Source organism: Flavobacterium sp. 25HG05S-40 (assembly GCF_052654735.1).
Genome location: NZ_CP199750.1, coordinates 355,761 through 382,264 on the forward strand (window position 1 = coordinate 355,761; position 26,504 = coordinate 382,264).

Sequence of the window (26,504 nt, forward strand, 5' to 3'; positions counted from 1 at the left end):
TTTGTTGAATTAATCTTTAGACATAGATACAGTTCCGGTTGCGCCTTCAAAACCCAAAAAAGAACCCGAACAGCTGTTGTAATTATTGGAAAATTTTAATTTCCATTTCGTACCGTTGTTGTAATTGATTTTTAAGGAATCATTGGTGTAGGTGTAAGTTCCCGGAAACTCTTGACTGCCAAAAGCGATGTCAATGTTTTTAACAGTATTGTTAGTATAAGCAATCAAATCAAAGGGATAAAGATCTGAAAGGCCGTCGAACTGCAAGTTTCCTGACCAATTTCCTACTATACGACTTTTTACATCGATTTGAGATGAATTATCATCGTCTTTGTTGCACGAGATAAGAAAGAATAAGGCAATAAATGCCATGATTTTTGGTAAACTTTTCATGATAAAAATGGTTTTGTTAGAAATTCATTTTGTAACAAAGCAGGAAATTTTGAATAAGTAAACAAGTAGTTGGGTAGGTCAAAACTAGAGAAGTGGTAGTATTGACAGTAGCAAATAATGATAAATGGCAATTATCAGGACAAATTAGCAGTTTCTTTTTTGAACTCAGACGGAGTCAATCCTGTGATTTTTTTGAAAGAAGAATAGAAAGCAGATTTCGAATTAAATCCAGCTTCGAGACCGATTGCTTCAAGGGTATAGTTAGAAAAATCGGGATTTAACAAGTGATTTTTAGCTTCTTGTACACGAAGGCTATTGACATAATCTGTGAATCCAATTTGCAATTCGGAGTTGATGATTCGCGACAAATGACTTTTACTCAAATGCAGTTCGTCTGCAATTTTATCTAAGGTTAAATTAGTGTCCAAAAACCTTTTTTGATCAACAATCAAATGTTCGAAAGAAACAATATGTTCGTTTTTTTGCCTGTCAGATATTGTAAAAGAATTGTTACTTTCCAAAGATGTTTTCTTGATTTTTTTACGCTCTTCTATAACGCCATACTTGTAGATTCCAACATAACCTGACCAATAGGTTATGATAGATAAGCCAATCCAAACGGGATAAAAATTAACCTTTGTAGCTGTTGAAAGAATCAGAATCATCAAATAAAGCCATACTAAAGTCAGAATAAACAAATAGAATAGGATTTGCTTTAACCAATTTAATTTTATCTGAAGACCATCAGTGCTAAAGCTGCTGTTTTGTTTTTCAAAGGCTATGATTTTTAGAAACAAAGCAGTCAAGATGAACAACGTTAGTGAAATGGCTATCAACTCAAACAATGTAGGGCAATAATAAATTATTCCATAAAAAGTATCATTTTCATAATCAAAAGCTCTCAGAATTTTATAGGATGTACTGACGAATAGACCCACTAAAAAGGGCAAAAAAAGTAGTTTCTGTTGGAACGCAATCTTTTTTTCAGGATAAAGTGAGTTATAATTGTACAAGTAAATAAAAACCGGAATTATTAAACACCAAGGATTGTAGATGTATCTATAAAAGGCATCGTTTGATACAAAGCCTACATCACTAATATAATACTGTAAATTGTTTAAGGAAAAGCTAATAATCAACGCTGCCAAGTAATACGTACTTCTTTTTTTATATTTCTTATTGGTCAGCACAATAAAAGCAAAAATAAACCCCTGAAGGATTCCTGCAAAAAGAATGCTGTTAAACAAATTGAAATTTAGCACGTTACTGTTTTTCGAATTATGTATAAAAGTAAATTATTTTGAAAAACAAACAAGAAAACAACTAGATTTCTATGGTGATTATTTTAATTTCTGATTTTATTTCTGGCTTCAGGTAAAATTCGCTCTACAAATTTGGTGTACGCTAATGTTGAAGGATGTAAACCATCACTCGCTACCAAATTAGGTTGTAGGAATCCCATTTGTGTAATATCTGTAATATTTACGAAGGTGATATTGTTAGCGAAACAATAGTTTTTGGCAAACTCATTATATCTTGCAATACCTTCTGAAATGGTAGTGTTTCCATTGCCAAAAGGCGTGAAAGCATAATCGGGAATCGAAACGACAATCAAATTGTTTTTATCTCCTTTGGCTCTTTGAATAGCCGTATTTACAAGCTCTGGGAATTCTTGTTCGTATACACTGAACGATTGGTTTCGGTATTGATTGTTAACGCCAATAAGCAATGTGACCAAGTCGTAATTATTTCCGGAAGTATCAGCTGCAACAGCACTTTTTAATTCGGCAGTTGTCCAACCGGTTACGGCAATTATTTTTTCCCGAAACGTATCGTTTGGATTCAGATATTTTCCAATACTGTCTTTCAATTGCGCTGGGAATCGACAGGTGGCACAAACACTTTCACCAATAGTATAACTGTCGCCAAGTGCCAAATAAGTGTAGTTTTTCGGAGTAGTAACGGCATTCTCGGAACTGCAACTTTGAAGCAACAGCATTACCACAAAGGCAAAAAATATTTTTTTGAAGAATTTCATAGACTGTCTTTTTGCCGAAGCGTTTGTTATACTATTTTTTTTGAAAAGTGTTATACTAATGCGACGCTGGTTTCAATTTTTTCTTCAATAGCATCCCAAAGTCCGATACGTTTTTCCAGAGCCAAAATCGAAACTTCTTCTACGTCTTTCCACTTTTGAGCATCATCCTGACATAGTTCTGTAATCATCTGCATGGCCATCGGACCGTGTTCATCTGCATCAAGTTCGATATGTCTTTCGAAATAATAAATCAATTTTGACAAATCGGTTTCCGGGAAATTTTGTTGGAAATTCTTAAGGATTTCGGTAAACATGGCCGGAATCAAATCTTCTCTCCCAAAGGTAAAGGCCGCCGCAATTTTATGCGTTTTCCCTTCTTCAATAACGCGGAACGTAAAGTCCAAAAAGGCTTTAATGTTAGGATGTAAACGGCTCTGCTTTATGGCGATAAATACATTTTTAGTATCGACTACATTTTGTAAAAAAGCTTCTAATTCCAATGTTTCGGCACCACAAGCTTTCATTGCATCTACATACATTTCAAAATGGCTTAAGCGTTTTCCGTCCCAAGTCAAATCACTTTCTTCAGCCAAAACAATTTCGTTAATCAAATAACGCGTTTCCGGATTTTGAGATGCGAACCATGGCGTAGTAGTACAGGTCAACTTGCTTTGCAATGCTTTTAAAAGCGACATAAAGTCCCAAACCGCATACACATGGCTTTCTAAAAACTGCTGTAAATCTTCAATAGTTTTTACTTTTTCATAAAGCGAGTGTTGCAATAATTGCTCTTTTTGTTCTTGTATTTTCTGATTGATATTAGAAATGGTCATAGCTTTTTTAAGTATATACGATTACAATAATCGAAAGGATTTTAGTAATGTAAAAATAAAAATGCTTCCCGAAAAAGAGAAGCATTTTGTATAATTTTTATCTATTGTTTAATCTTATTTGAACGCCGGAATTCCAGTAATATCAGCACCTGTTATCAACAAGTGAATGTCGTGCGTTCCTTCATAAGTAATAACAGATTCTAAGTTCATACTGTGACGCATAATCGAATATTCGCCAGTGATTCCCATTCCACCTAACATCTGACGTGCTTCACGAGCAATATGAATCGCCATATCGACATTGTTTCTTTTTGCCATCGAAATTTGAGCTGTCGTAGCTTTTCCTTCGTTACGCAAAACACCTAATCTCCAAGTCAATAATTGTGCTTTGGTGATTTCGGTAATCATTTCGGCTAATTTCTTTTGTTGTAATTGGAATCCGCCAATCGGTTTGCCAAATTGTATTCTTTCTTTAGAATAACGCAATGCAGTATCGTAACAATCCATCGCAGCTCCAATAGCGCCCCAAGCGATTCCATATCTGGCCGAATCCAAGCATTGCATTGGTGCACCCAATCCTGATTTACCAGGCATCAGATTTTCTTTTGGCACTTTTACATTATCAAAAATCAATTCACCCGTTGCCGAAGCGCGAAGCGACCATTTATTATGAGTTTCTGGAGTAGTAAAACCTTCCATACCTCGTTCTACAATAAGTCCGTGTATTCTTCCTTCTTCATTTTTAGCCCAAACTACTGCAACATCTGCAAAAGGAGCGTTGGATATCCACATTTTGGCTCCGTTCAATAAATAATGGTCTCCCATATCTTTAAAGTTGGTTACCATGCCACTCGGATTCGAACCAAAATCAGGCTCTGTTAATCCGAAACAGCCCATGAATTCTCCTGTAGCCAGTTTTGGTAAATATTTTTGACGTTGTTCTTCTGTTCCGAATTTCCAAATAGGATACATCACCAAAGAAGATTGTACTGATGAAGTCGAACGTACTCCCGAGTCCCCTCTTTCAATTTCTTGCATGATTAAACCATACGAAATTTGGTCCAAACCAGCACCGCCATATTCTTCCGGAATATAAGGTCCAAAGCCACCAATTTCTCCCAAACCTTTAATGATTTGTTTCGGAAATTCAGCACGTTGTGCATAGTCTTCAATAATCGGAGAAACTTCACGCTTCACCCAAGCACGTGCAGAATCACGCACTAATTTATGCTCTTCGGTCAATAAATCATCTAGCAAATAGTAATCCGGAGCTTGAAATAAATCTGGTTTCATAGTTTAGTCATTGCGAGTTGGCGAAGCAATCTCATTATTTTTTAGTTTACGAAAACGTTTGCAAAGCTAAAGAATCTTAACCAAAATTCCGATGAACAATTGTTATAATTTTTAGAAGCTTTTTCCAGCTGTCCGCTATATCTTTTTAAAGTATTGATGTGCCTTCGCTTCGCTCAGGCCAATCCTTTAAAAAGGATGTCGCTACCATCTGGGCTAAAAGAATTTTCGTTAATCAATACACTACTTTAGTTGTTCAAATTCTCCCTTCTTTACCAACAAAAATTCCAAAATCGCCAGTTCGTCATTCGTTTCAATAACTGATTTCGACTTCGGATCAGCTTGACAGTATTCAAGAAAACGAGAGGCGTCATCAGCTTTGATTTTCAACGTTTTAGTGAAAAAGGATTCATTGAAATTGGCTTTGGCATACTCCTTAAAAGGTAAAATGGGCTCGGTTGTGGTTTTGGACTTTTTACTTTTGAAGAGCTTTCCAATCATTTTGCCAATCTGTATAAAGTCGACACCGTTCTCGATTTCGCCAGTGTAAACATCCCTGTTTTTAGGTCGTGAAGCATCTTTCTGAACTTTAGCCATCTTCATGTCATTATACGAAACCGCAGCCATTTTCAATGCTTTAACCTGAGCAATTTCTACTTCCTCAAGTGGAATCGGTTTTTCAATCAAGGCAATGGTCAAGGTGCCTTTTTCAAAATCTTCGGCAGTTAGCTTGTACTTTTGGTCGGCAAAGCTTTCAGACATAAAAATAAGCACATCGCCAGTCTTGGCCTCAATAGTAAAATCACCAGCATAATTGGTCTGAGTTTGGTATCTGTTATTGAAGTTGATAATGTCGATATTTTTCTGATAGGTGTTCTGGTAAGAAACCTTTCCACGGATGAATTTCTGTGAAAAAACGTTGCAGCAAAACAGTAAGCATAAAAAGGTAGTAATTTTTGACATAAGAGAAAGGTTTGTATTGTAAGATTTAAAAGTAAGTAAATCAGATTACTTAAATTGAGAAGGGTTTGTTAAATCTTTGGTAGCCTACGCGCAATAACGTATTTCACAATTTAAATAGTATCTTTAACATTGTACTTTAAATCGTTTAAGAATGAGAAGAAGAGTCAGCATTGTGGAAGACGACCGTGATTTGCGGGAAGCGATGAGCCTCATGATACAGTTTACAGATAATTATGAATTGGTCAGCACGTTCCAAAACGCTGAGGAAGCCATAGAAAAACTAGGAACTTTAGATGTTGAAGCGGTCCTTATGGATATCAACCTTCCAGGCGATAGTGGTATCGAATGCGTAAAGAAACTTAAAGCACTTTTTCCGAAAATGCTTTTCCTAATGTGTACTTCCTATGAAGACGACGACAAAATCTTTCAAAGCTTAAAAGCTGGTGCCAGCGGCTATATTCTTAAAACCGATGGTCCAGTTAAAATCATCAATGCCCTTGACGAACTATTTGACGGTGGAAGCCCCATGAGCAGCAGTATTGCGCGTAAAGTTGTGGTAAGTTTTTCGAAAGTAAATGTAAATGATGCCAATGTAGCAACATTGACGCTTCGGGAAAAAGAAATTTTGGATTCGCTGGCCAGAGGCAGAATGAACAAAGAAGTAGCCAATGAACTCGAGATTAGCATTGGAACCGTTAGAAAGCATATCCAACATATATATGAAAAACTCCATGTAAATACGCGTGTTGAAGCGGTTAATCTTTATTTAAAGCGATGAAATTTCAGGTGTTGGGATGGTTTCTTTTTTGTTTTCAGGTAGTCATAGCGCAATCTGTTCCCAAACCTTTATCGGAAACAAAATTTTTTGCTTCTAAAACTTCCCAAGCTAAGATTCTGAATGCCTTTGTTACGGCCGAATACTATTTAGATAATGATGCTATTGATGCTTCTCAAGTATGGCTGAATACGACCAAAGACCTTTTAAATCCAGCCATTACCGATTCGACAGATTGTTTTGTACATAGTTTGCAGTCGGAGTTGTTTTACTATAATGGGCTGTTCCAATTTGGTAAAGACGAAGCGCGAAAAGAAATTGATGTTGCCCAAAAAATCAAAGACAGTTTGCTTATGGCTGACGGCTATTTTTTTGTCAGTATTAATCAAATCGAGTTAGCAGACTATCACAATGCACAGCAATCTTTGTGGTCTTCCAAGAATTTTTTTCCAAGACGAAAATCAAGCAAAAGAATCAGAGCGGTCATTCAAAACGAACATATTTACAATAATCTGGCACAGGTAAAAATGAAGCTGCAACAATCAGATTCGGCTTTCTGGTACAACAAAAAAGCGTATGAATTTGCCCTTAAAGCCAATAGTCGTAGAGGCATTCCGAACACGGAGCAGACCTTTGGTGAAATATATTTATCGAAGAAAAAGCATGACAGTGCGGCCTTTTACTTTCAGAAAAGTTTGGAATCGGCATTCAAAAGTCAGTATTACGACATCGCCTTGTTAGACCACGGATTTTTGATGGAATGTTATAAGGAGGACACTCGTTTAGCTGAGCACTATTACCATTTAGGATTGCATTTGATGGAGAAACATATTGTAAATGCCGCTTACAGAAAGTTATTTTTCACAAAAGCGCTTCAGATTCTAAAGAATACAGAGAAGAAAAATATAATTTACATTCAGCAAGAAATCATTAAAATTGATGCTAATGCTCAGGCAAAAGGGAATTTATATTTCCAAAACTTTACAGATCAATACATCAAAAACGAAAAGAAACTACTCTCATTAGAGGTGCTGAAATTGAAAAGACAAAAGGATATTGTTATTTTTCAGTTACTGATTGCTATTCTTCTGGTTATTCTTTTGGCCTTGGCCGTGATGTATATCCGCAAAAAAAGCAAAATCAATTCGACTTTGCTCAACCAAAAAAACGAAATCAGCAAAGACCTTCATGACGACATTGGTAGTGGTATTTCGAGTATTTTGATTCATTCTGATTTATTGCAAAAAAGTGAAGGAACTGATGAAAAACAAAAGTTTCTTCTCCATAAAATCAGTCTCACTGCCAAAGAAGTTTCCCAGCGCATCAATACGTTTATTTGGTCGCTCGATGCCGAAAATAATACCCTTCGGGATTTTATGGAATACCTGAAATTGTATGCCGAAAATTTGTTTGAAGGTACGGAGTTGGAGTTACAATTTATAGAAGAAGCATCAACTAGTAAACAATTTTTGATTGATGGGAAAACACGAAAAAATCTATTTTTCAGCATCAAGGAAATTTTTAACAATGCCCTTAAACACTCCAAGGCGGATACGATTACCATAACCGTAAAAATCCTCGAAAAGAAACATCTTTTTATTGAAATTACAGACAATGGCATCGGAATCTCGAATCAAAATTACTACGGCAACGGATTGAAAAATCTGCAAAAAAGAGTCGAAGAAATGCAAGGAAGCATTAGCATCGAAACCGAAAACGGACTGACTACCAAGATCGCGATTCCGTTATCAGAATACATTTGATATACGCGCTTTAGCGTATGTTTTCCGATATTCTAGTTGAAAGCCCCTTTTTGACTGCTAAAAAACAAGAGCCATACCCGCAATGTCGTATTGCATAAGGCTAAGATAAGGCTGAATTTTACATTTAATTATCTGTAAAACAGTTAAATGTATCGAGAAATGAAAAAGGCTTACTTATTTTTTATGTTGTTTTGCACTACTGCTTTTTGGGCACAAGTCGGCATCAATACAACTAATCCTAATGCTCAGTTGGATATTCGTTCCAGCAATCAGGCAGCACCCACTAATGCTGATGGAATTCTGATTCCGAAAATAGATGTCTTTCCAGCTACAAATCCAACAACAGCGCAGCAGGGCATGTTGGTATATTTAACGACAGCGACAACCTTTTCTGGAAATCCGAAACCTTCAGGGTTTTATTATTGGAATGAAACTCCTGCCGATTGGATTGCTGTTACAGGAACTGATGGAGGAACGTTAGACCAAGCATATGATTTTGGAGGAGCAGGAGCAGGTAAAACAATTACAGCAGATGCAGGAGCCGTTTTAATTAACGGAACAGATGGATTGGTTTCAACGGGAACCTCAGGAAGTGGTGCTCTAGCTCCTTCGGGTGCAGGTACTAGAATGGTTTGGAATCCTAGGAAAGCAGCTTTTAGAGCAGGAACAGTTTCGGGAACTCATTGGGATGATATCAACATAGGTTTGGGATCAGTTGCTATGGGTAATGGTTGTGTTGCTTCAGGAGTAGCTTCTTTAGCTGTAGGGAATGCTGTAATAGCTTCTGGATTTAGTTCAACAGCATTTGGTACTGCCTCAACAGCTTCCGGACAAGCAGCTACAGTTTTTGGAAGATCCAATTTTGCAGTTTCTAGTGAGTCAACAGCATTTGGTTTTAGCAATAGAACAACTAGTTACGGGGAAGCAGTATTTGGAATTGGCGGAACTACGTATACACCTTCTACCAACGGAGCACTATTATTTGGCGCAGCCAATGCTAACGATAGGTTAGTGACAATAGGCAATGCCATTGATAGCAATAATAATGGTGTTGTTGATAATATCGAAAGGAGTGATGCTATGGTTATTCTAAAAAATGGTGCCACCGGAATAGGAACTTCACTACCCAATGCCCTTCTTGATATTGATGCCACCAATAACGGGATTTTAATTCCAAGAGTGGCTTTGACGAGTGTACTGGCTCAAGCACCAGTGGTAAACCCTAGAGGAGGCGTTTTGCCAGTAAGCACGATGATTTATAATACAGCTACAGCTGGCGTTAGTCCGAACACTGTTTTTCCCGGGTTTTACTATTGGAACGGGACACGATGGATTCGGTTTGATGCGAATGGAGAAAACAATCCTACGTATTACACAGCTGTTGGAACTTTAAATGCTTTTACTTCAACGGTATTTACTTCACTTAGTCAAATGAGTATCACCTTCACGCCAAAAGACGATATAGCTTTGGTGAATTTTTCTGCAGCAGGACATCGTTTTGATGATAATTGTGAAGATAATGCAATTTTTTTTCAAATAGTACTTAATGGAATTCCGGTTACAGGATGGCAGATATCTTCCCATCAATCTGTGGTTAATTTTGGAGGATTTGGGAATGATGATATCGTAACATGGGATACCAATATTTCTTATCCTGTTACAGTGCCGATAGGCATCTCACAGACGATACAAATCCAATGGTACTCGCCGGATTGCACGTCGTTTAATAGTGTAGCTTCGCCTTTTACCGCATTTGGGGCTGTGTTTAAATCGTATAGAAGTTTAACCGTTATCGATCCGAATGGCGGAGGTGGAATTGTTGGTTCGCCACCTGTTACGACAAACTTATGGGCGCATAATGGAAATTCAGGGACCAATTCGCTACTTAATTTTGTTGGAACTTCTGATGCTCAGCCACTAGTATTGAAAAGTAATAATACGGAAGGGATGCGAATCGCAACTAACGGAAATGTGGGTATCGGTACGGCATCACCGTTAGATAAAATTCATGTAAATGGCAATATCCGAATGGTTGATGGGAATCAGGCTGCCGGCAAAGTCATGACCAGTGATGCCAACGGAACGGCCACCTGGCAGAATGCCTCTGCCAATTCATGGGACTTACTTGGAAATTTAGGGACTAACCCCGCTACCAACTTTATCGGTACTACAGATAATAATGATTTGGTCTTTAAGCGTAATAATGTGTTATCCGGAAGGTTAGGAGCTACCAATACCTCATTTGGAGTTAACGCCTTGGCCGGAACACCACTAAATGACAACACGGCTTTTGGATTTAATGCTTTGAGCACTAGTACGGTGGGTAATACGGTGGCATTAGGGAGCAGAGCGCTTCAGGCTAACACAACGGGAAGTCTTAATACAGCTGTTGGTACGGGTGCTTTGTTGTCCAATATTGGCGGAAACAATAACATTGCACTAGGCTTTGATGCCATGGTGTTCAACAGATATGCAGGCGATAACATCGCCATAGGAAATATGGCATTAGCTGGACAGTCATTTAGCAATGGTAATGTTTCTTGGAGTACAAATAATTTAGCTATAGGTCATTTGGCTTTGAACGCTAATCAGCCAACAAATACTACTAACGGAATTAATAATGTTGCCGTTGGGAATAGTGCTTTAGAAGGTAATACTATAGGTGTTAATAATGTGGCTTTGGGAGTTAATTCTTTGGAAAATAGCACTATAGGGAGTAATAATACGGCCAATGGGTACAACGCCTTAAACAATGTAACCACCGGAAGTAATAATACCGCTTTAGGAACTAATGCGTTCCAAGGAATCAATTCCGGCAGTAATAATACCGCACTTGGCGCTGATGCGGCTACAACATCTACTTTATTAGACAATGCAACTGCTATAGGTTATAGAGCTACTGTAGGTAGTAGCAATGCGTTAGTATTGGGAAGCGTAAATGGTTTTAACGGAGCTACAAACTCTGTCAATGTGGGTATTGGAACGATTTCTCCCACTACAACTCTTGAAGTTGTAGATACTAATACTGTCACTAGTGCAACGACTGAAGGAACAGTTAATGTAATGACCAATGGACCCCAAACTATTGATAGTGGCGGTTCAATTACATTGGGCGGAACTTTTACAGATGCAGGAACAATATTTAGAACTTTTGGTTCTATCGAAGCTCGAAAAGCAAACGCCACAACAAATAGCAGTTCAGGATATTTAATTCTTAAAACTAATAATAATGGTACTTTAACAGAGAGAATGCGAATCACCAACTTAGGCGATGTAGGTCTTGGAACCGCTGCTCCAGGTGGACAATTGGAACTGTCTTTAAACGAAGGTAGAAAACCAACGTCAAACACTTGGACGATTCCGTCGGATTCTCGATTAAAAAATGTGAACGGAGTATACGAAAAAGGGTTGGCAGAGATACTGCAACTAAAACCTATTCGATATCATTATAAAAACACTGACAAAAAAACTTTTGACCCTAAGGTTTTAGATAAAGAAGCGTTTGGATTTTTAGCACAGGAAGTACAACCGTTATTTCCGGAAGCAGTAGGAACGGACGCTGATGGCTATTTAAACTTTGATTTGCATCCGATTTTGATTGCCTCTGTAAATGCACTGAAAGAATTACATGCTAAAAATGTAGTATTGGAACAAGAGAAAGAAAACTTGAAACTTTCTTTACAACAATTAAATGAAAAAGTGGCAATGATAATGGCTGAGGTAGAAAAACTTAAAAAGTAGGTTACATTTTCAGATAAAAATCTTTCGTCAAATGGATGTAGTCGTTCGTATACTCATGACGATTGATTTCAATTACCAATTCATCAGCTTTTAAAACGGAGAGTTCGTAGCGTTTAAAGGCTAATAGACTTCGCACTATTGGAGTCGTGTGTGACCCTTTGACCCGTGTTACTTTTATTGGATACAGCTCGGCTTCTGCACACAAATCGATAAAGCGCTCTTCTTCTTTAAAGGGAATAATCACGGCAAAAATGCCGTTTTCTGACAATAGTAAACTTGCGGCCTCCACTAAATTCTCGAAAGGCAAAGCATCTTGAAATCGGGCTAAATCGCGTTGTTCGTTAGTTGTTTTATAGTCTTCGGAATAAAAGGGAGGATTGGAAATGATAATATCATATTCATCATCAGGTTCGTCTACAAATTCATCCAAACCGGCATGGTAGCAAAACAAGCGATCCCTCCATGAAGAGTTTTCAAAATTCTCCACACATTGTTCGTAAGCCTCTTCATCAATTTCAATAGCATCAATCTGCTCAGCAAAGGTTCTTTGTGCCAGCATTAACGATAAGATTCCGGTTCCGGCTCCAATATCCAAAACAGAAAAGGGATTGTTGTCCACAGGGCACCATGCGCCAAGCAATACACCATCAGTACCTACTTTCATGGCACAGCGATCTTGTTGGATAGTAAATTGTTTGAATTGGAACATCATAGTCGAAAGGTGAAAGTCATAAAGTCGAAAGTAAAAAATAACCCTAGCCCCGATAGTAGTGGCATCCTTTTGTCCGCTTGCGGGCAAAAGATATAACGGATAGCGGGAAACAGCTCCTAAAGGTACATTTCAATCAAACCTTCTGGTAAATCCATGATGACTTTTTTGTTTTCTCGGTCGATTTTTACCAAGAACTTGTCAATCATAGGGATGAGCATTTCCACTTCGCCATTCAACACTTCAAATAGCGGTTGCGCGGTGCTATCATTTATCGAAACAATTTTTCCGAAAACACCCAAACGTTGGTCTTCGATTTCAAATCCGATAACTTCGTGAAAATAGAATTTATTGCCCTCCAATTTTGGCAACATATTTAAGGGAAGATAGATGTCGCAACCCAATAAAGTGTCGGCTTCTGCTTCGGTATCAACATCTTCAAATTGCACTCGAAGAAAATCATTTTTATGCAGTGAACTGTTTTCAATAAAAAATGGAACCAGATTTTTGTTGAATTCAACAAATACTGATTCCATGTTTTCATATAGTTCGGGCTCGTCGGTATCTAAATAGATAAGAACTTCCCCTTTGAAACTAAATTTTTTTGCAATTTTACCTAAATAGAAACACTCTTCTTTACGCATAATTGCTTGAAGTATTAAGCTTCTTTTTCTTCGTTAGTTTCCTCAGCAGCAGGAGCTTCTGGGGCTTCTTCAACAGCTGGAGTTTCTGCTTCAGCAACTACTTCTTCAGCTGCAGGAGCTTCTTCTGTAGCAACTTCGGCAACTGTTTCTTCAACAGCTACTTCAGCAACAACCTCTGGAGCTTCTGTTTCTTCAACAGCTACTTCTGGTGCTTCTTCAACAGCTACTTCTTCTTCTACTTTTGCAGCTTCAACAGCGGCGGCAGCACGTTTGTCATTTGCAGCTTTTTCTGCTTTTAAAGCTTTAGCTTTAGCATCAGATTGTGCTTTTGTCAAACCTTCTTTTTTAGCAGTAACTTTACCTGCTTTGTCTTCTAACCATTTAGCCAATTTTGCATCAGCTTGCTCTTGCGTTAAAGCTCCTTTGCGAACGCCTCCATCAAGGTGGTGTTTCATTAGGGCACCTTTATAAGAAAGGATAGCTCTTGCTGTATCGGTTGGTTGTGCTCCATTGTGTAACCATTGAACCGCTTGGTCAAGGTTTAATTCAATAGTGGCAGGATTGGTGTTTGGATTGTAAGTTCCTAATTTTTCAAGGTATCTACCATCTCTTTTTGATCTAGCATCCGCTGCTACGATCCAGTAAAAAGGTTTTTGTTTTTTACCGTGTCTTTGTAATCTAATTTTTACTGACATAATCTTTTTGATTAATTTGAGGTACTCGACCTCAGTTATTTTTAAGGATGCAAAGATAGCCTTTTTTTGAAAACAAACTAATTAAGACAAAAGTTTTTGAGTAGTAGTACCTTTGATAGTATAACATTAACATTATTTTTTCAAAAATAAATTGCCTTATTGTATTAAAAAGTTATTTTTGTGAACAAATACACTATAAAATGAAAAGATTATTGCCCCTTTTTATAATTGCTTTGTCTTTTTCTTCTTGTCAAGAAGATGTTCAGTTTAGCAATCCCGGTTTTCAAGCGCTTAAAGATGATGTGTTTTGGAGAGGTAACGATGTTAGAGCTTATATTTCTCCAACTGGAAAACTCACTATTGAAGCTTACACGGAATATGAGTTGTTGACTTTAAATACAATTCGAGCTACAGCTGGAAAATATATTTTAGGTACTACTAACAGTAATAATTCAGCAACGTACAGCTCCACTTTTGATGGTATAGAATTAGAGTATGCCACTTTGACTGTCCCAGGTCCAGTTGGAACGGTAGCCATGGTAGCTGGAGGTACTGGATACACCAATACCACTTCTGCAGTGGCAACAACAGGTGGAAGCGGAAGCGGTTTAACCGTTAATGTTGATGCCAATGCTTCAGGTGCCGTAACGAAAGTTACACCTTCTGCAAGGGGAAATGGCTATGTTGCTGGCGACTTAATTACTATAAGTGGTGGAAACGTAAATGCTACCTTCAGAATTCTTAACGTTCAAATCAGTAATGGTGAAATAGAAATTACGGAATACGACACTGAAAATGGGACAGTTTCAGGTTTGTTCAAATTTAATGCAACACCTGCCAATGCGAATCCTTTAGCAAGTCCAATTTTGAATTTCCAAAACGGAGAATTTTATAAGATTCCAATTTTTCCATCAAATTAATTGCTAGATTTTTAAAAGTTATACAAGCCCTCTTTTAGAGGGCTTTTTGTTAATTATATAATAAAGTCCAAATTTATAACGGTTTACATTTTATTTAACTTACATTTGTATTCGAATTTATAAATAAATAATATGAACATTTTTGTTGGAAGCCTTCCGTTTAGTATAGACGAAGCAGATTTAAGAGAGTCTTTTGAGGCTTATGGAACAGTTGACTCTGTTAAAATTATTACCGATAAATTTACTGGAAGAAGTAAAGGGTTTGGTTTTGTTGAAATGTCTAATGACGCAGAAGCTCAAAAAGCTATTGACGAATTAAACGGCGCAACTGTTGAAGGACGTACTATCGTGGTTAACAAATCAGAACCAAAACCAGAAGGAGAAAGAAGAACCTTCAACAACAACCGTTCAGGCGGTGGTGGTTATGGTGGTGGAGGAAACTCACGCGGTGGTGGAGATAGAGGAAGATACTAGTCTACATTCTAAAATAAACATAAAAAAGCCATCTCATTTGAGATGGCTTTTTTGCTTTTGTTAATAACTAAAATTGATAACTAAAACGGGAAAATGTAAATTTGTTTCTACCATAACCCAAAGCTTTTAGCACATACCTTTTAGCTTCGCTCCGTTCGGCTATGCCTCGGGTGCCTAATTACTACAACAGATGTACTTAATATTTGATACTGAAACTACTGGTTTACCAAGAAATTGGTCCGCTCCAATTACCGATACTGATAATTGGCCAAGATGTATTCAAATTGCATGGCAACTGCACGATGAACTGGGAAATCTTATAGAACATCAGGATTATTTGGTAAAGCCTAAAGGTTTTAATATTCCGTATGACGCCGAAAGGATTCACGGAATTTCAACCGAATTAGCACAAGAACAAGGGATTGATTTAAAGGACGTTCTTGAAAAGTTCAATGCCGCCTTGTCAAAATCAAAATTTATCGTCGGGCAAAACGTAGGCTTCGATGTCAATATTATGGGATGCGAATTCCATCGTATGGGAGTAGTGTCGCCAATGACTTCCATGCCGGTTTTAGATACCTGTACCGAAGTTACCGCCTCACTTTTAAAATTGCCCGGTGGTCGTGGGGGAAAATTTAAACTACCAACATTAACCGAATTACACCAATACCTTTTTGGACAACCCTTTTCGGAAGCCCATAATGCTACTGCTGATGTGGAAGCAACAACCCGTTGTTTTCTCGAACTCATCAACAGACAGATTTTTACTAAAGAAGAATTAGATGTTCCGGCTGATTATTTTGATAAATTTCACGAAAATAATCCACAGCAGATTAAGCTTATTGGACTGAAACACATCAATCTGAAACAAGCTTCTGAGGCCATTAGAAATCAGTTTCAAAAAAAGGAAGAAGCTAGTGTTCCCACAGATTCTGAAAAAGCAATTCATCATAATTTAGCGGATGTCGACTTCGTGCATTTGCACAATCATACCCAATTTTCCGTTTTGCAGTCTACTATCAGTGTAGCCGATTTGGTAAAAGCTGCAGTGGCTAACAAAATGCCCGCTGTAGCCATGACCGATCACGCCAATCTCATGGGAGCTTTTCAATTTGTGCGCGATATTTTAAATTATAATAAGTCGGCACAAGCCAAAAACAAACAAGCGGAAGAAGCAGGTGACAATCCAACAGAAAGCATCATCAAACCGATTGTCGGCTGTGAGTTTTTTGTATGTGATGATTTGAAGGACAAGTCCCGAAAAGACAATGGCTACCAAATAGTGTTTCTGGCAAAAAATAAAAAAGGCTATCATAATTTGGCCAAATTATCTTCGATTGCTTACACCGAAGGCTTTTACTACGTTCCCAGAATAGACCGAAAAGCGATTCAGCAATACAAAGAAGACATCATTGTATTGTCCGGAAATTTATATGGAGAAATTCCGAGTAAGATTTTAAATATAGGTGAAAACCAAGCCGAAGAAGCTCTAATCTGGTGGAAACAAGAGTTTGGTGATGATTTCTATCTCGAACTCATGCGCCACCATCAGGAAGATGAGAACCGAGTAAACGCATCACTAATGACTTTGGCTAAAAAGCATCAGATAAAGACTGTTGCTACCAATAATGTTTTTTATATCAATAAAGAAGATGCTAATGCACACGATATTTTGTTGTGTGTTCGCGATGGGGAAAAACAATCAACTCCCATTGGTCGCGGTCGCGGTTATCGCTACGGATTAAATAATCAGGAGTATTATTTCAAATCGGGTGAGGCTATGAAGAAGCTTTTCCACGATGTACCCGAAGCTATTGTCACTACTGAAGAAATTGTCAGTAAAATAGAAATTTATGATTTAGCTCGCGAGGTTTTACTACCCAAATTTGAGATTCCAACCGATTTTTTAGTTAATGAAGATGAAGCTGACGGCGGAAAACGTGGCGAAAATAAATTTTTACATCATCTAACATATGAAGGCGCTAAAAGACGATACGCCGAAATTACGCCTGAAATCAAGGAACGAATTGATTTCGAATTGCTTACCATTGAAAATTCAGGATACCCAGGATACTTTTTAATTGTTCAGGATTTCATTGCCGAAGCCCGAAAAATGGGAGTTTCCGTTGGTCCTGGACGTGGTTCTGCAGCGGGTTCGGTGGTAGCCTATTGCCTCGGAATTACCAATATTGATCCACTTTTGTATAACCTGCTTTTTGAGCGTTTCCTTAATCCGGATAGGGTTTCCCTTCCCGATATCGATATTGATTTTGATGATGAAGGGCGTAGTAAAGTAATGGATTATGTGATTCAAAAATACGGCTCCAAACAAGTAGCGCAAATTATCACTTATGGAACCATGGCTACCAAATCGAGTATTCGTGATACCGCAAGGGTTATGGATTTACCGCTTTTTGAAGCCGATAAAGTAGCGAAGTTGATACCAGGAATGATGCCTTCCAAGTGGAATCTATCGCGACTCTTATCCGAAGACGAAGCTACAATCAAAAAAGTACTCCGTCCGGAAGAGTTTGATAAAATAAAAGAATTGATTTCGCTTTCGAAAGAAAATACGCTTTGTTCCGAAACCATCAATCAGGCAAAATTTTTAGAGGGAAATCTAAGAAATACCGGAATTCACGCCTGTGGTGTTATCATTACGCCTAGCGATATTACGAATTTCGTTCCTGTGGCAACCGCCAAAGATTCGGATTTGTATGTGACGCAATTTGATAACTCAGTTGTAGAAAGTGCCGGATTGTTAAAGATGGATTTCTTGGGGTTGAAAACACTAACCCTGATAAAAGATACTGTAAAACTTGTAAAATACAGAACAGGAATCGACCTTAATCCGGATGAATTTCCTATTGATGATGTCAAGACGTATGAGCTTTTTCAACGAGGAGAAACGGTTGGTATTTTTCAGTATGAAAGTGCGGGAATGCAGAAATACATGAAGGAATTAAAACCTACTGTTTTTGGTGACTTGATTGCAATGAATGCTTTATACCGACCTGGGCCAATTGCGTATATTCCGAGTTTTATCAAGCGTAAAAATGGGGAAGAGCCTATAGAATATGACCTGGATGCCTGCGAAGAATTATTGAGTGATACCTACGGAATTACTGTGTATCAGGAGCAGGTAATGCTTTTGTCCCAAAAACTCGCCAATTTCTCTAAAGGTGATGCCGATGTTTTGCGTAAAGCCATGGGGAAAAAGCAAAAGGATGTCTTGGATAAAATGAAACCCAAGTTTATAGCGCAAGCAGAATCTAATGGACATCCGGCCGAAAAGCTGGAAAAAATTTGGAAAGACTGGGAAGCATTTGCAGAATATGCCTTCAATAAATCACATTCCACCTGTTATGCTTGGATTGCCTATCAAACCGCTTATTTGAAAGCCAATTATCCAGCAGAATATATGGCGGCTGTTTTATCTAATAATATGAACGACATCAAACAGGTTTCGTTTTTTATGGAAGAATGTAAACGTATGGGATTGCAAGTACTCGGACCAGATGTGAACGAGTCGTTTTATAAGTTTACTGTAAACGATAAGTATGCCGTTCGATTCGGAATGGGAGCTGTGAAAGGAGTGGGTGCGAATGCTGTGGATACGATTGTTCAAAACAGAAAAGAAGAGACGTACAAATCAATATTTGATTTAGCCAAAAAAATAGATTTGCGTGCAGCCAATAAAAAAGCTTTCGAAAGTTTGGCTTTAGCAGGAGGATTTGACTGCTTCCAAAATACTCATCGGGCACAATATTTTCATATCGAAGGTGAAGGAATCAGTTTTTTAGAGAAAGCGATTCGTTATGGTTCGAAGTTTCAGGAAAATGAAAATTCTTCCCAAGTAAGTCTGTTTGGTGAAGCCAGTGAAGTGCAAATAGCCGAACCTATTGTCCCGCCCTGCGAGGAATGGAGCACTATGGAAAAACTGGCTAAAGAAAAAGAGGTTGTCGGAATTTACATTTCAGGGCATCCTTTAGACGATTACCGCTTTGAAATGAAATATTTCTGTAATAGTAAACTAGAAAACCTCAAGAGTCTGGAGAATTACATTGGAAAAACATTAACGTTTGCCGGAATTGTAACCAATGTTCAGTACAGAACCGCTAAAAACGGGAAAGATTGGGCCATGTTTACCCTAGAAGGTTATGATGAAAGTCATGAGTTTCGAATATTTGATGAAGAATACTTGAAGTTCCGACATTTTTTGGTCAATAATCAGTTTGTGTATTTTAAAGTGACCGTTAAAGAGGGTTGGGTAAACAGAGAAACTGGGAAAAAATCAGAGCCAAGACTACAGTTTACAGACGTAAAACAATTGCAGGATGTAATGGCGCAGTTTGCAAAAAAGCTAAGTATCCAAATGGATATTGCCGATTTACAACAAAATGCAATTCAGCATTTGAACACCATATTTCAATCTTATAAAGGAGAAAATACGGTTGCTTTTGAAATCATCGAACAGGAAAAAATAAAAAAAATTACAGAAATCGTGCCTAAAGTTGAGGTTGATGAAGAGGTGACTTTTGATGCTGAAAATCTGGAAAACATTGATATAGAAATTCCGGCTATTGAGATAGAAAATCAAATTATAACCAAGGTTACCCTACCAAGTCGTAAATTGAAAATCAAGATATCCAATGAATTGCTTCAGGAATTAGAAAAAATGGAACTGAATTTCAGACTGAATTAGTTTCTTTCGTTTTTTCGAGGTACAATAGCATCAAAGCATAAATAAATGCGGATGCAGCCACTCTCATAGCGGAGTGATTAATGGTAAGGATCCAATAGGCAAAAAAACAAATAAGATAGATATTCTTGTTGTTTTTCAAAAAAAGAAAAAGGGGAACCAACAATAGGATAAGTATTGAGGCTAATCCCAAAAAACCATGTTCTGCAAGTAATCGGGTAAATTCACTGTGGGTGATTATAGTATGACCACCTGAATCGGTTTTTCGTATTTCTTTACCTTCACCAACACCGACACCTAATAGCGGATTTTTTTCAAAAATGTCAATTTCTTTCAGAGCAATTTGCTTGCGTCCAAATCTTTCTTCTCTTTTTTGATTTCCATTTGGATTTTGATCCGCATAGCGATGCCACAAAAGACCATCGGTTTGTAAAGAAGTCAACCCAAAAAGTAAGGGGAAAAGCAATGCGAAACCACCAATTTTCATTTTTTGAACGCTTTCTTTGGGATTTCGAACCCATAAAATTAGGAGGAGCAAAAATATTACAGCAATTGCGACAAATGTTCCTCCTCTGGAAAAAGTCAATAATGTTCTGTAATAAAGGTAGACAAAGAGTAGTAGGTTTATGAGTTGCATGCTTCTCGATGTTGAAGCCAAAAAAAAGCGTGCAGCAAACACAATCATTCCCAAGCCTAGAATGGTAGCCACTTGGTTTGGTGCATAACCTCCCGATAACAAATAATTGGATTCCGTCGAACCAATTTCGAAATCACTTAATGGACTTTTTAGAAAAATATAGGTAACAAAAGAGATAATCGGCAGTCCCAAACACAACAAAATAGTATTCATTTCATTTAAAGAACTTTTTCGCTGATACGTATACAAAGCGCAAATCCCTAAACAAATAGGTCCGGTGATGTTAAATAAGATATTGGTTCTAACATCCAGTTTTAAGACGCCAAGCGCTACAATAATGCTCGGAATCAACAGCAATAGATACCACCAAAATGGATTCGCTTTTCTGGGAATACCATTATAAATAAAGCCTAATACAACAAACAGTATTACGGAATACTTTCCGTATTCGTATATAAGACTGCCCTGAGTTGCTCTTAAAAAAACCTCGCTTCCTACGGCATAAGCGGCAGCCAACAATACTTCGTTATTTTTGTTTTTATTCTTGATTATGTAATAGAGTCCGACAATAACTATTACAACAGCATATAATTTTGCTAAAAAGGGAAATAGAAAAAGGAGCGCTCCAAGGATAATATGGCCTAGCAGTAATTTTAAATAATTTTTGTCGCTCATTGAATACGGTATTGGAAACAAATATAATTGAATTATAAGGGAATAATGGTAGCTCTAGAAATTTTAATAAACAATTAGATTTCCAAATGTCTTCATAGTCAAATCTGATTTTTTAACATCATCTTCTGAAATTAAATCCCTAATTTTGTGATGTTATAAATACAATAATTTAAAAAAATATAAATATGGCTTTAGCAATAACAGATGCTACTTTTGATGAAGTAGTATTACAATCAAGTAAACCAGTAGTAGTAGATTTTTGGGCAGCTTGGTGTGGACCATGTAGAATGGTTGGACCAGTAATTGACGAAATCGCAACAGAATACGAAGGCAAAGCAACGGTAGGAAAAGTGGATGTAGATGCTAATCAGGAATTTGCTGCCAAATATGGCGTGCGTAATATTCCAACAGTTCTGGTATTTCAAAACGGAGAAGTGGTTGGACGTCAAGTTGGAGTAGCACCAAAGAAAACGTATACCGATGCTATTGATGCATTATTGTAATCAATACATAAATGACTGAAAGCTCAACGAAAGTTGGGCTTTTTTTATGATATGCTTGTAACTTTTTTTTTGTAACATTTTAAAATGTTACAGTTTTTTTGTTACAAAATTTCCATAGTACCATTTTAGTCAAAATGTAGCTAAAAGTACTTCAAAGCGTTAATGTAATCGTTGTTCCCGAATTGATTTTAGTTTCCACCGAAATTTCGCAGTCAATGGCTTTAGCCAGATCACGGATCAAATGCAGACCCAATCCGCTTTTTATACCCGATATTTCTTTGTCGTCGTAAAGTGCTCTAAACTGTTCTTTAGTTGCTCCCGGACCGTTGTCTGTAATTGTTATCACAATGTCATGGTTTCCCTTCCATGCTTTCCAGATTATCGTTGGATTTTCGGTTTCCTTTAGCGCTTTTACGGCATTTCCGGTTAAATTTCTAATGATGGTTTTTAGGTAATTTTCATCCGTATTCATTTCAATGTTGTCAGGATTCTCAAATCTGATTTTGACCTTTTCCTCACTGAAGAAGTGCTTCTCCGTATCTTCAAAAATAGCGTTTACCGATACCTTTTTAAGCTGTGGTTTGAATTGCTGCATCTGGCCTTTACTCCACAAAAGCATGTCCTCCATAGAAGTTAAAAGATTTTCAGCGCCCAGAATTGTTTTGTTTTGCAGCCGGTTTTTACTTTCGGCGTCCAACAGTTCCGGATTGTTTTTCTGAAGGTGTAAAAAGTGGATTAAGTTGGAAACCGGACCTCTTAAATCGTGGTTCAGAATACTTAAGAAACGGGTTTTGGTGTTATTGGCCTCATCCAATTCCGTATTCAAGATCTGAAGTTTTTCATTGATTTTCTTTCGGTTTCGATTTTGATAAAATAGCAGTCCTCCGACAATTACTAAAAAACCGATTCCAAGCAGATAAAACCATTTTTGTTTTTCTTTGGATTCTAACTGCAGTTTGTTCAACTGAAGCTCCTTATTTTTAATAGTAATCTCTTTTTCAGATTCGAGCTTGGCAATGGCATTTTTATTTTCCTGAGAAAACAGGGAGTCATTTTTCTGCTGAAATTCCGACTGGCATTCATAGGCTTTTCTATAATCGCCCTTCAGACCATAAACTTTAGATAAAATTCTTAAAAACTCTAAATAATTGGTAAGATTATCCGAGTTTAATGAAATAGCAATGGATTTTTTCAGATTTGCTTCTGCTTTATTGAGTAATCCGGTTCGATTAGCATCAGAAGGCTTCAACAATAACGCTTTTTCATAATAGGTAGTCCCTAAATTTCCCAAATTATTGGCAGACATGATATTGTCGGGACTAATTTCATCCCAAATGGCTTGGGCTTCAACACGCATTTGTATTTCTTCATCATCATTGGTTTTCAGATTGGCCCAATTGGTTAATGACCACGCTATCGCAAGATCATGTTTGGCTTTTCGCGATTCGTTTAAGGCCATCTTGAAATATTTCTCTGCCTTTTCGCCATCCCTCATCATATTGTATGTTTCTGCTAAAGCAGCTAAAGCAATACCTATCCGTTTTGGCGTATTAATCTGTCTGGCATATTTAACCGAAAGCAAGCTTTTTTCCAAAGCTTTAGGATAATTTCTCTGGTCTAAATAGAGCATCGCCAGGTTGCGGTTGTTGTATTCCAAAAGCGAAGTATCTTTTACTTTTTCGGCAATAGCAATGGATTTAAAGGAATAATCGGCCTGTTTTACAAAATCTGCCTTATACTGATAGATCTGAGCCAAATAAAAATAGCATTTGCCTATTTCGTTAGAATCGTTTTTCTTTTTTAAAAGTGGTAAAGCTTTATTGACGAAAAGAAACGCCGAATCTATTTCAGCTAAAGCAATATAAGCTTTACTCATGGTACTGTAGGTAGTTCCCAATTCAATAATTGATTGGTTTTTGGAGAGTTTCAGATTTTCTTTTAATTGTTGCAGGGCTTCTTCAAATTGACTGTTAGCAATATAATTACTGGCAATTTTAGTGTTGAGGTTAATTTTTTTGAGTACGTTTTTCTCGTTCTTCAAAAGGTGCAATAAAGATTCATTCTCCTCTTCCGACTGAGCCTGAACACCGATACAACATCCGAATACAAAAAACAAAACGACAAAAAGTCTATGAGACACCATCACGATCTAAAAATTTAAATTGTCTTTATAAGCTCTGCCAATCGGAATCACAACACCGTTATTCAAAACCACATCATGAACCAATTTCTTTTCAATATATTGTTTTTGTACTGCAAAACTTCGATGTACCCGTATAAACGATTCGAAATGGGATTCTTTCAATAAGTTTCCGATACTCGTCAATACACAATGTTTTTTGGCAGATGTTACTATTTTGGTATAATCTTTCAAAGCTTCCAGATAAAGGATGTCGTGCAGCTTTATTTTGGTTTGTTCATGGCCTTCCTTGATATAGATTACGTCACCGCCTATACTCGATTCAAACAACTGAGCCTTTAGTTTAAGCTCCAGGTAATCCTCAATTTTGGCGATGGTTGCGGTAAAACGATCCAGCTTTATGGGTTTTACAATAAAATCCAAAGTGTCCAGCTCAAAACTCTCCACAGCGTGTTCGGGATGCGCAGTTATGTAGATGCAAACGGGAACTTCGATAGCTCTTTTCCTAAACTCAAAACCGTTTAGATTAGGCATGTCAATATCCAGAAATAAAACATCAATAGTTTCTTTTTCCAGCAAGGATATTGCTTCCGCAGCATTCTCAAATACGCCGCGAATGTTTAGCTGCGGAAATTTTTTGGCATAAGAAACCACCGTCAAGCGGTCAATTTCATCGTCATCTACGATAATACACGTGTAAGGCTTCATTGAATTCCAAAAGGTTTCTCAAATATAGAAATGTTTTAGTACAAATGGTAGTCTGTCTATTCAAAATGTCGTTGGTCTATTGGTCGTTTTTTATACCAGAGCTTTTGATGAAGTTTACAACATCAATAAAATAAATCATGAAAAAAACACTACTTATATTCCTGTTTGCCCTGATTTCAATCCAGTCAATGGCCCAGACGCTGTCGTTGGTTAAAGATGTTAATATTGGAATGGACAGCTCCAATCCGCACTATTTGACCGAATTTAATGGGAAAATTTACTTTGTGGCCGGAAACGGAACGAATTTTAAACTTTATTCTTCAGACGGAACAACCGCCGGAACGCAGCTTGTTGGACCCACTGCAGGCAATGGTGTGGTTTGGGATTTGACCGTTTACAACAACAATTTGTATTTCACTTATGACGATGGTGTTCACGGTCTTGAACTTTGGAAAAGTAATGGTACTACAGCCGGAACGGCAATGCTTAAAGACATCTATACTGGAACGACCGGTGGCGGAATACCTTACAGCAGCCTTCCAAGGTATTTTACGGTTTGCAATGGATTATTGTTTTTTCAGGCATCAACGGCAGCAAGAGCTCAGGGGCTTTGGGTTACCAACGGAACCGAAGCCGGAACCCAGATGCTTGGCAACCAATATTCCGATCCCTTCGCATCGGTATCAAGTTTTGTAGTGCTGAACAACAAAATTTACTTTGAAGGAAATGCAGGAAGCGGCTACGGAATGTGGAGCAGCGACGGAACTACAGCCGGAACACAATTGGTAAAGCCAGGAATTATAGGTTCACCAAGCATAAACCACGTTGTTTTTAACAATAGGTTTTATTTTCAAAACGACAGCAACGGACTTGGTGGTGAACTTTGGGCCAGTGACGGAACCGATTTCGGAACAGTTATGATTAAAGATATTAATACCGTTTCCTATAGTTCTGATCCGCAAAACTTTTTTGCCGACGGAACCAAAGTGTATTTTGTAGCCAATGACGGTACTACTGGAAGGGAGCTTTGGAGTACTGATGGCACAACGGCAGGAACACAATTGGTTAAAGATATCAATCCGGGAACTCCCAATTCGGTTACTTACTCTAGTACACCAAACGGAATGGTTGCCTTTAATAATGAAGCCTATACTTTCGGTTACAACGGAACAGCGGTAGAAATGGTAAAGACTAATGGTACTTTAGCTGGAACTACTTTGATTAAAACACTTCCTGGCATTATTGGGGTTTCCTATAGTTATGTTTTCAACGGCAAAATCTATTTTGTAGGCTATGCCTCCGTTGGGGGTTCCGAATATTTGTATGAAAGTGATGGCACCGCATCGGGAACCATTCAAATTAACCCCATTGTCGCTACTTACTCCACATCGCCTAACGGTTTTAATTTGCTTGGTTTTGCTGGGAATATTTATTTACCGGCCAGTTTTGGATCGCAGGGATTCGAGTTTTGTAGACTGACGCCATCTTTGGCTAATGAGGAATTTGCAGCTGTTTCTTTAAATGTTTATCCTAATCCCGCGCAAGACAATCTGTTTGTTACTGTGGTTGATGAATTAGTGAGTGGAGAACTTTATCTCACAAATTTGCAGGGTCAGATTCTGCGTCAATGGAAATCAGATGCAGTTCATGAAATTTTTGATGTCTCTGATTTGGCAGCCGGAATCTATATTCTATCTATTCAAAAAGAAAATCAGAGATATTCTCAAAAGATAATAAAAAAATAGTCAGCGAAAAGGAGGGTTTTGATTGTTCAATCCCAATCGATAAGTAATGATGCTCTTTATGAAAAGTATTTTCTGGCGAAGAACCGCACTTGTTTTTTGAAGAAATCGAAATAAACAGTTGTTGGTCTATTTAAAATGTCGTTGGTATAGTGCCTG

General features: G+C 37.7%; 20 protein-coding genes. 8 read left to right on the forward strand and 12 right to left on the reverse strand.

Translation table 11 applies throughout. The features are described 5' to 3' along the window. Positions 1-9 precede the first annotated feature (9 nt). From ACULEU_RS01570 to ACULEU_RS01595, 6 genes are all read right to left on the reverse strand, one after another. A complete protein-coding gene (locus ACULEU_RS01570) occupies positions 10-393 on the reverse strand; it encodes a hypothetical protein (RefSeq protein ID WP_445453707.1) in 384 nt (127 codons plus the stop codon). A 134-nt stretch (positions 394-527) separates the two neighbouring features. Beyond that, positions 528-1,655 carry a helix-turn-helix domain-containing protein gene (locus tag ACULEU_RS01575; RefSeq protein ID WP_445453708.1) on the reverse strand — a complete coding sequence of 376 codons (1,128 nt, stop codon included), beginning with the start codon at positions 1,653-1,655 and terminating at the stop codon, positions 528-530. Positions 1,656-1,738: 83 nt separating this feature from the next. Beyond that, on the reverse strand, positions 1,739-2,431 hold the full coding sequence (locus ACULEU_RS01580) for an SGNH/GDSL hydrolase family protein (RefSeq protein WP_445453709.1): 693 nt from the start codon (positions 2,429-2,431) through the stop codon (positions 1,739-1,741). Between the two features lie 50 nt (positions 2,432-2,481). Next, positions 2,482-3,264 (reverse strand): DUF3050 domain-containing protein, encoded by a 783-nt coding sequence (locus ACULEU_RS01585; RefSeq protein WP_445453710.1) that lies wholly within the window; start codon positions 3,262-3,264, stop codon positions 2,482-2,484. 114 nt (positions 3,265-3,378) lie between these two features. Further along, the gene (locus tag ACULEU_RS01590) at positions 3,379-4,557 is read right to left on the reverse strand and encodes an acyl-CoA dehydrogenase family protein (RefSeq protein WP_445453711.1); all 1,179 of its coding nucleotides are present in this window, start codon (positions 4,555-4,557) and stop codon (positions 3,379-3,381) included. A 240-nt stretch (positions 4,558-4,797) separates the two neighbouring features. Further along, positions 4,798-5,517 (reverse strand): hypothetical protein, encoded by a 720-nt coding sequence (locus ACULEU_RS01595; protein WP_445453712.1) that lies wholly within the window; start codon positions 5,515-5,517, stop codon positions 4,798-4,800. Positions 5,518-5,668: 151 nt separating this feature from the next. Here ACULEU_RS01595 and ACULEU_RS01600 point away from each other — a divergent pair, with 151 nt between their 5' ends. The 3 genes from ACULEU_RS01600 (at position 5,669) to ACULEU_RS01610 (ending at position 11,796) form a co-directional block, all read left to right on the forward strand. Then, on the forward strand, positions 5,669-6,295 hold the full coding sequence (locus ACULEU_RS01600; RefSeq protein ID WP_445453713.1) for a response regulator transcription factor: 627 nt from the start codon (positions 5,669-5,671) through the stop codon (positions 6,293-6,295). Continuing rightward, entirely contained in the window at positions 6,292-8,055 is a 1,764-nt protein-coding gene (locus ACULEU_RS01605) for an ATP-binding protein (RefSeq protein ID WP_445453714.1), read from the forward strand. Before ACULEU_RS01600 ends, ACULEU_RS01605 begins: the two co-directional genes overlap by 4 nt. A 159-nt stretch (positions 8,056-8,214) precedes the next feature. Beyond that, on the forward strand, positions 8,215-11,796 hold the full coding sequence (locus ACULEU_RS01610) for a tail fiber domain-containing protein (RefSeq protein WP_445453715.1): 3,582 nt from the start codon (positions 8,215-8,217) through the stop codon (positions 11,794-11,796). 1 nt (position 11,797) lies between these two features. Here the strand turns inward: ACULEU_RS01610 and ACULEU_RS01615 are convergent, their stop codons facing one another. From ACULEU_RS01615 to ACULEU_RS01625, 3 genes are all read right to left on the reverse strand, one after another. Then, positions 11,798-12,505, reverse strand: a complete 708-nt coding sequence (locus tag ACULEU_RS01615; RefSeq protein ID WP_445454876.1) for a tRNA1(Val) (adenine(37)-N6)-methyltransferase — start codon at positions 12,503-12,505, stop codon at positions 11,798-11,800. A gap of 119 nt (positions 12,506-12,624) precedes the next feature. Then, on the reverse strand, positions 12,625-13,149 hold the full coding sequence (gene rimM / locus ACULEU_RS01620) for a ribosome maturation factor RimM (protein ID WP_445453716.1): 525 nt from the start codon (positions 13,147-13,149) through the stop codon (positions 12,625-12,627). A gap of 14 nt (positions 13,150-13,163) precedes the next feature. After that, entirely contained in the window at positions 13,164-13,844 is a 681-nt protein-coding gene (locus tag ACULEU_RS01625) for a 30S ribosomal protein S16 (RefSeq protein WP_445453717.1), read from the reverse strand. A gap of 200 nt (positions 13,845-14,044) precedes the next feature. Between ACULEU_RS01625 and ACULEU_RS01630 the strand changes: the two genes are divergently transcribed. From ACULEU_RS01630 to dnaE, 3 genes are all read left to right on the forward strand, one after another. Beyond that, positions 14,045-14,764 (forward strand): DUF6252 family protein, encoded by a 720-nt coding sequence (locus ACULEU_RS01630; RefSeq protein ID WP_445453718.1) that lies wholly within the window; start codon positions 14,045-14,047, stop codon positions 14,762-14,764. A gap of 132 nt (positions 14,765-14,896) precedes the next feature. Beyond that, complete coding sequence (locus tag ACULEU_RS01635) at positions 14,897-15,238, forward strand: RNA recognition motif domain-containing protein (RefSeq protein WP_445453719.1); 342 nt, start codon at positions 14,897-14,899, stop codon at positions 15,236-15,238. Positions 15,239-15,428: 190 nt separating this feature from the next. Further along, positions 15,429-19,943 (forward strand): DNA polymerase III subunit alpha, encoded by a 4,515-nt coding sequence (dnaE, locus tag ACULEU_RS01640; RefSeq protein ID WP_445453720.1) that lies wholly within the window; start codon positions 15,429-15,431, stop codon positions 19,941-19,943. Here dnaE and ACULEU_RS01645 read toward each other — a convergent pair. Further along, a complete protein-coding gene (locus tag ACULEU_RS01645; RefSeq protein ID WP_445453721.1) occupies positions 19,930-21,252 on the reverse strand; it encodes an O-antigen ligase family protein in 1,323 nt (440 codons plus the stop codon). The genes dnaE and ACULEU_RS01645 overlap by 14 nt on opposite strands. A gap of 185 nt (positions 21,253-21,437) precedes the next feature. Between ACULEU_RS01645 and trxA the strand changes: the two genes are divergently transcribed. After that, positions 21,438-21,755 carry a thioredoxin gene (gene trxA, locus ACULEU_RS01650; RefSeq protein ID WP_445453722.1) on the forward strand — a complete coding sequence of 106 codons (318 nt, stop codon included), beginning with the start codon at positions 21,438-21,440 and terminating at the stop codon, positions 21,753-21,755. A 151-nt stretch (positions 21,756-21,906) separates the two neighbouring features. Here the strand turns inward: trxA and ACULEU_RS01655 are convergent, their stop codons facing one another. Then, positions 21,907-23,898 carry a tetratricopeptide repeat-containing sensor histidine kinase gene (locus ACULEU_RS01655; protein ID WP_445453723.1) on the reverse strand — a complete coding sequence of 664 codons (1,992 nt, stop codon included), beginning with the start codon at positions 23,896-23,898 and terminating at the stop codon, positions 21,907-21,909. A gap of 6 nt (positions 23,899-23,904) precedes the next feature. Then, positions 23,905-24,603 carry a LytR/AlgR family response regulator transcription factor gene (locus tag ACULEU_RS01660; RefSeq protein ID WP_445453724.1) on the reverse strand — a complete coding sequence of 233 codons (699 nt, stop codon included), beginning with the start codon at positions 24,601-24,603 and terminating at the stop codon, positions 23,905-23,907. A gap of 137 nt (positions 24,604-24,740) precedes the next feature. On the opposite strand from ACULEU_RS01660, the gene ACULEU_RS01665 reads away from it, so the two are divergent. Beyond that, positions 24,741-26,348 carry an ELWxxDGT repeat protein gene (locus ACULEU_RS01665; protein WP_445453725.1) on the forward strand — a complete coding sequence of 536 codons (1,608 nt, stop codon included), beginning with the start codon at positions 24,741-24,743 and terminating at the stop codon, positions 26,346-26,348. Positions 26,349-26,504 lie beyond the last annotated feature (156 nt).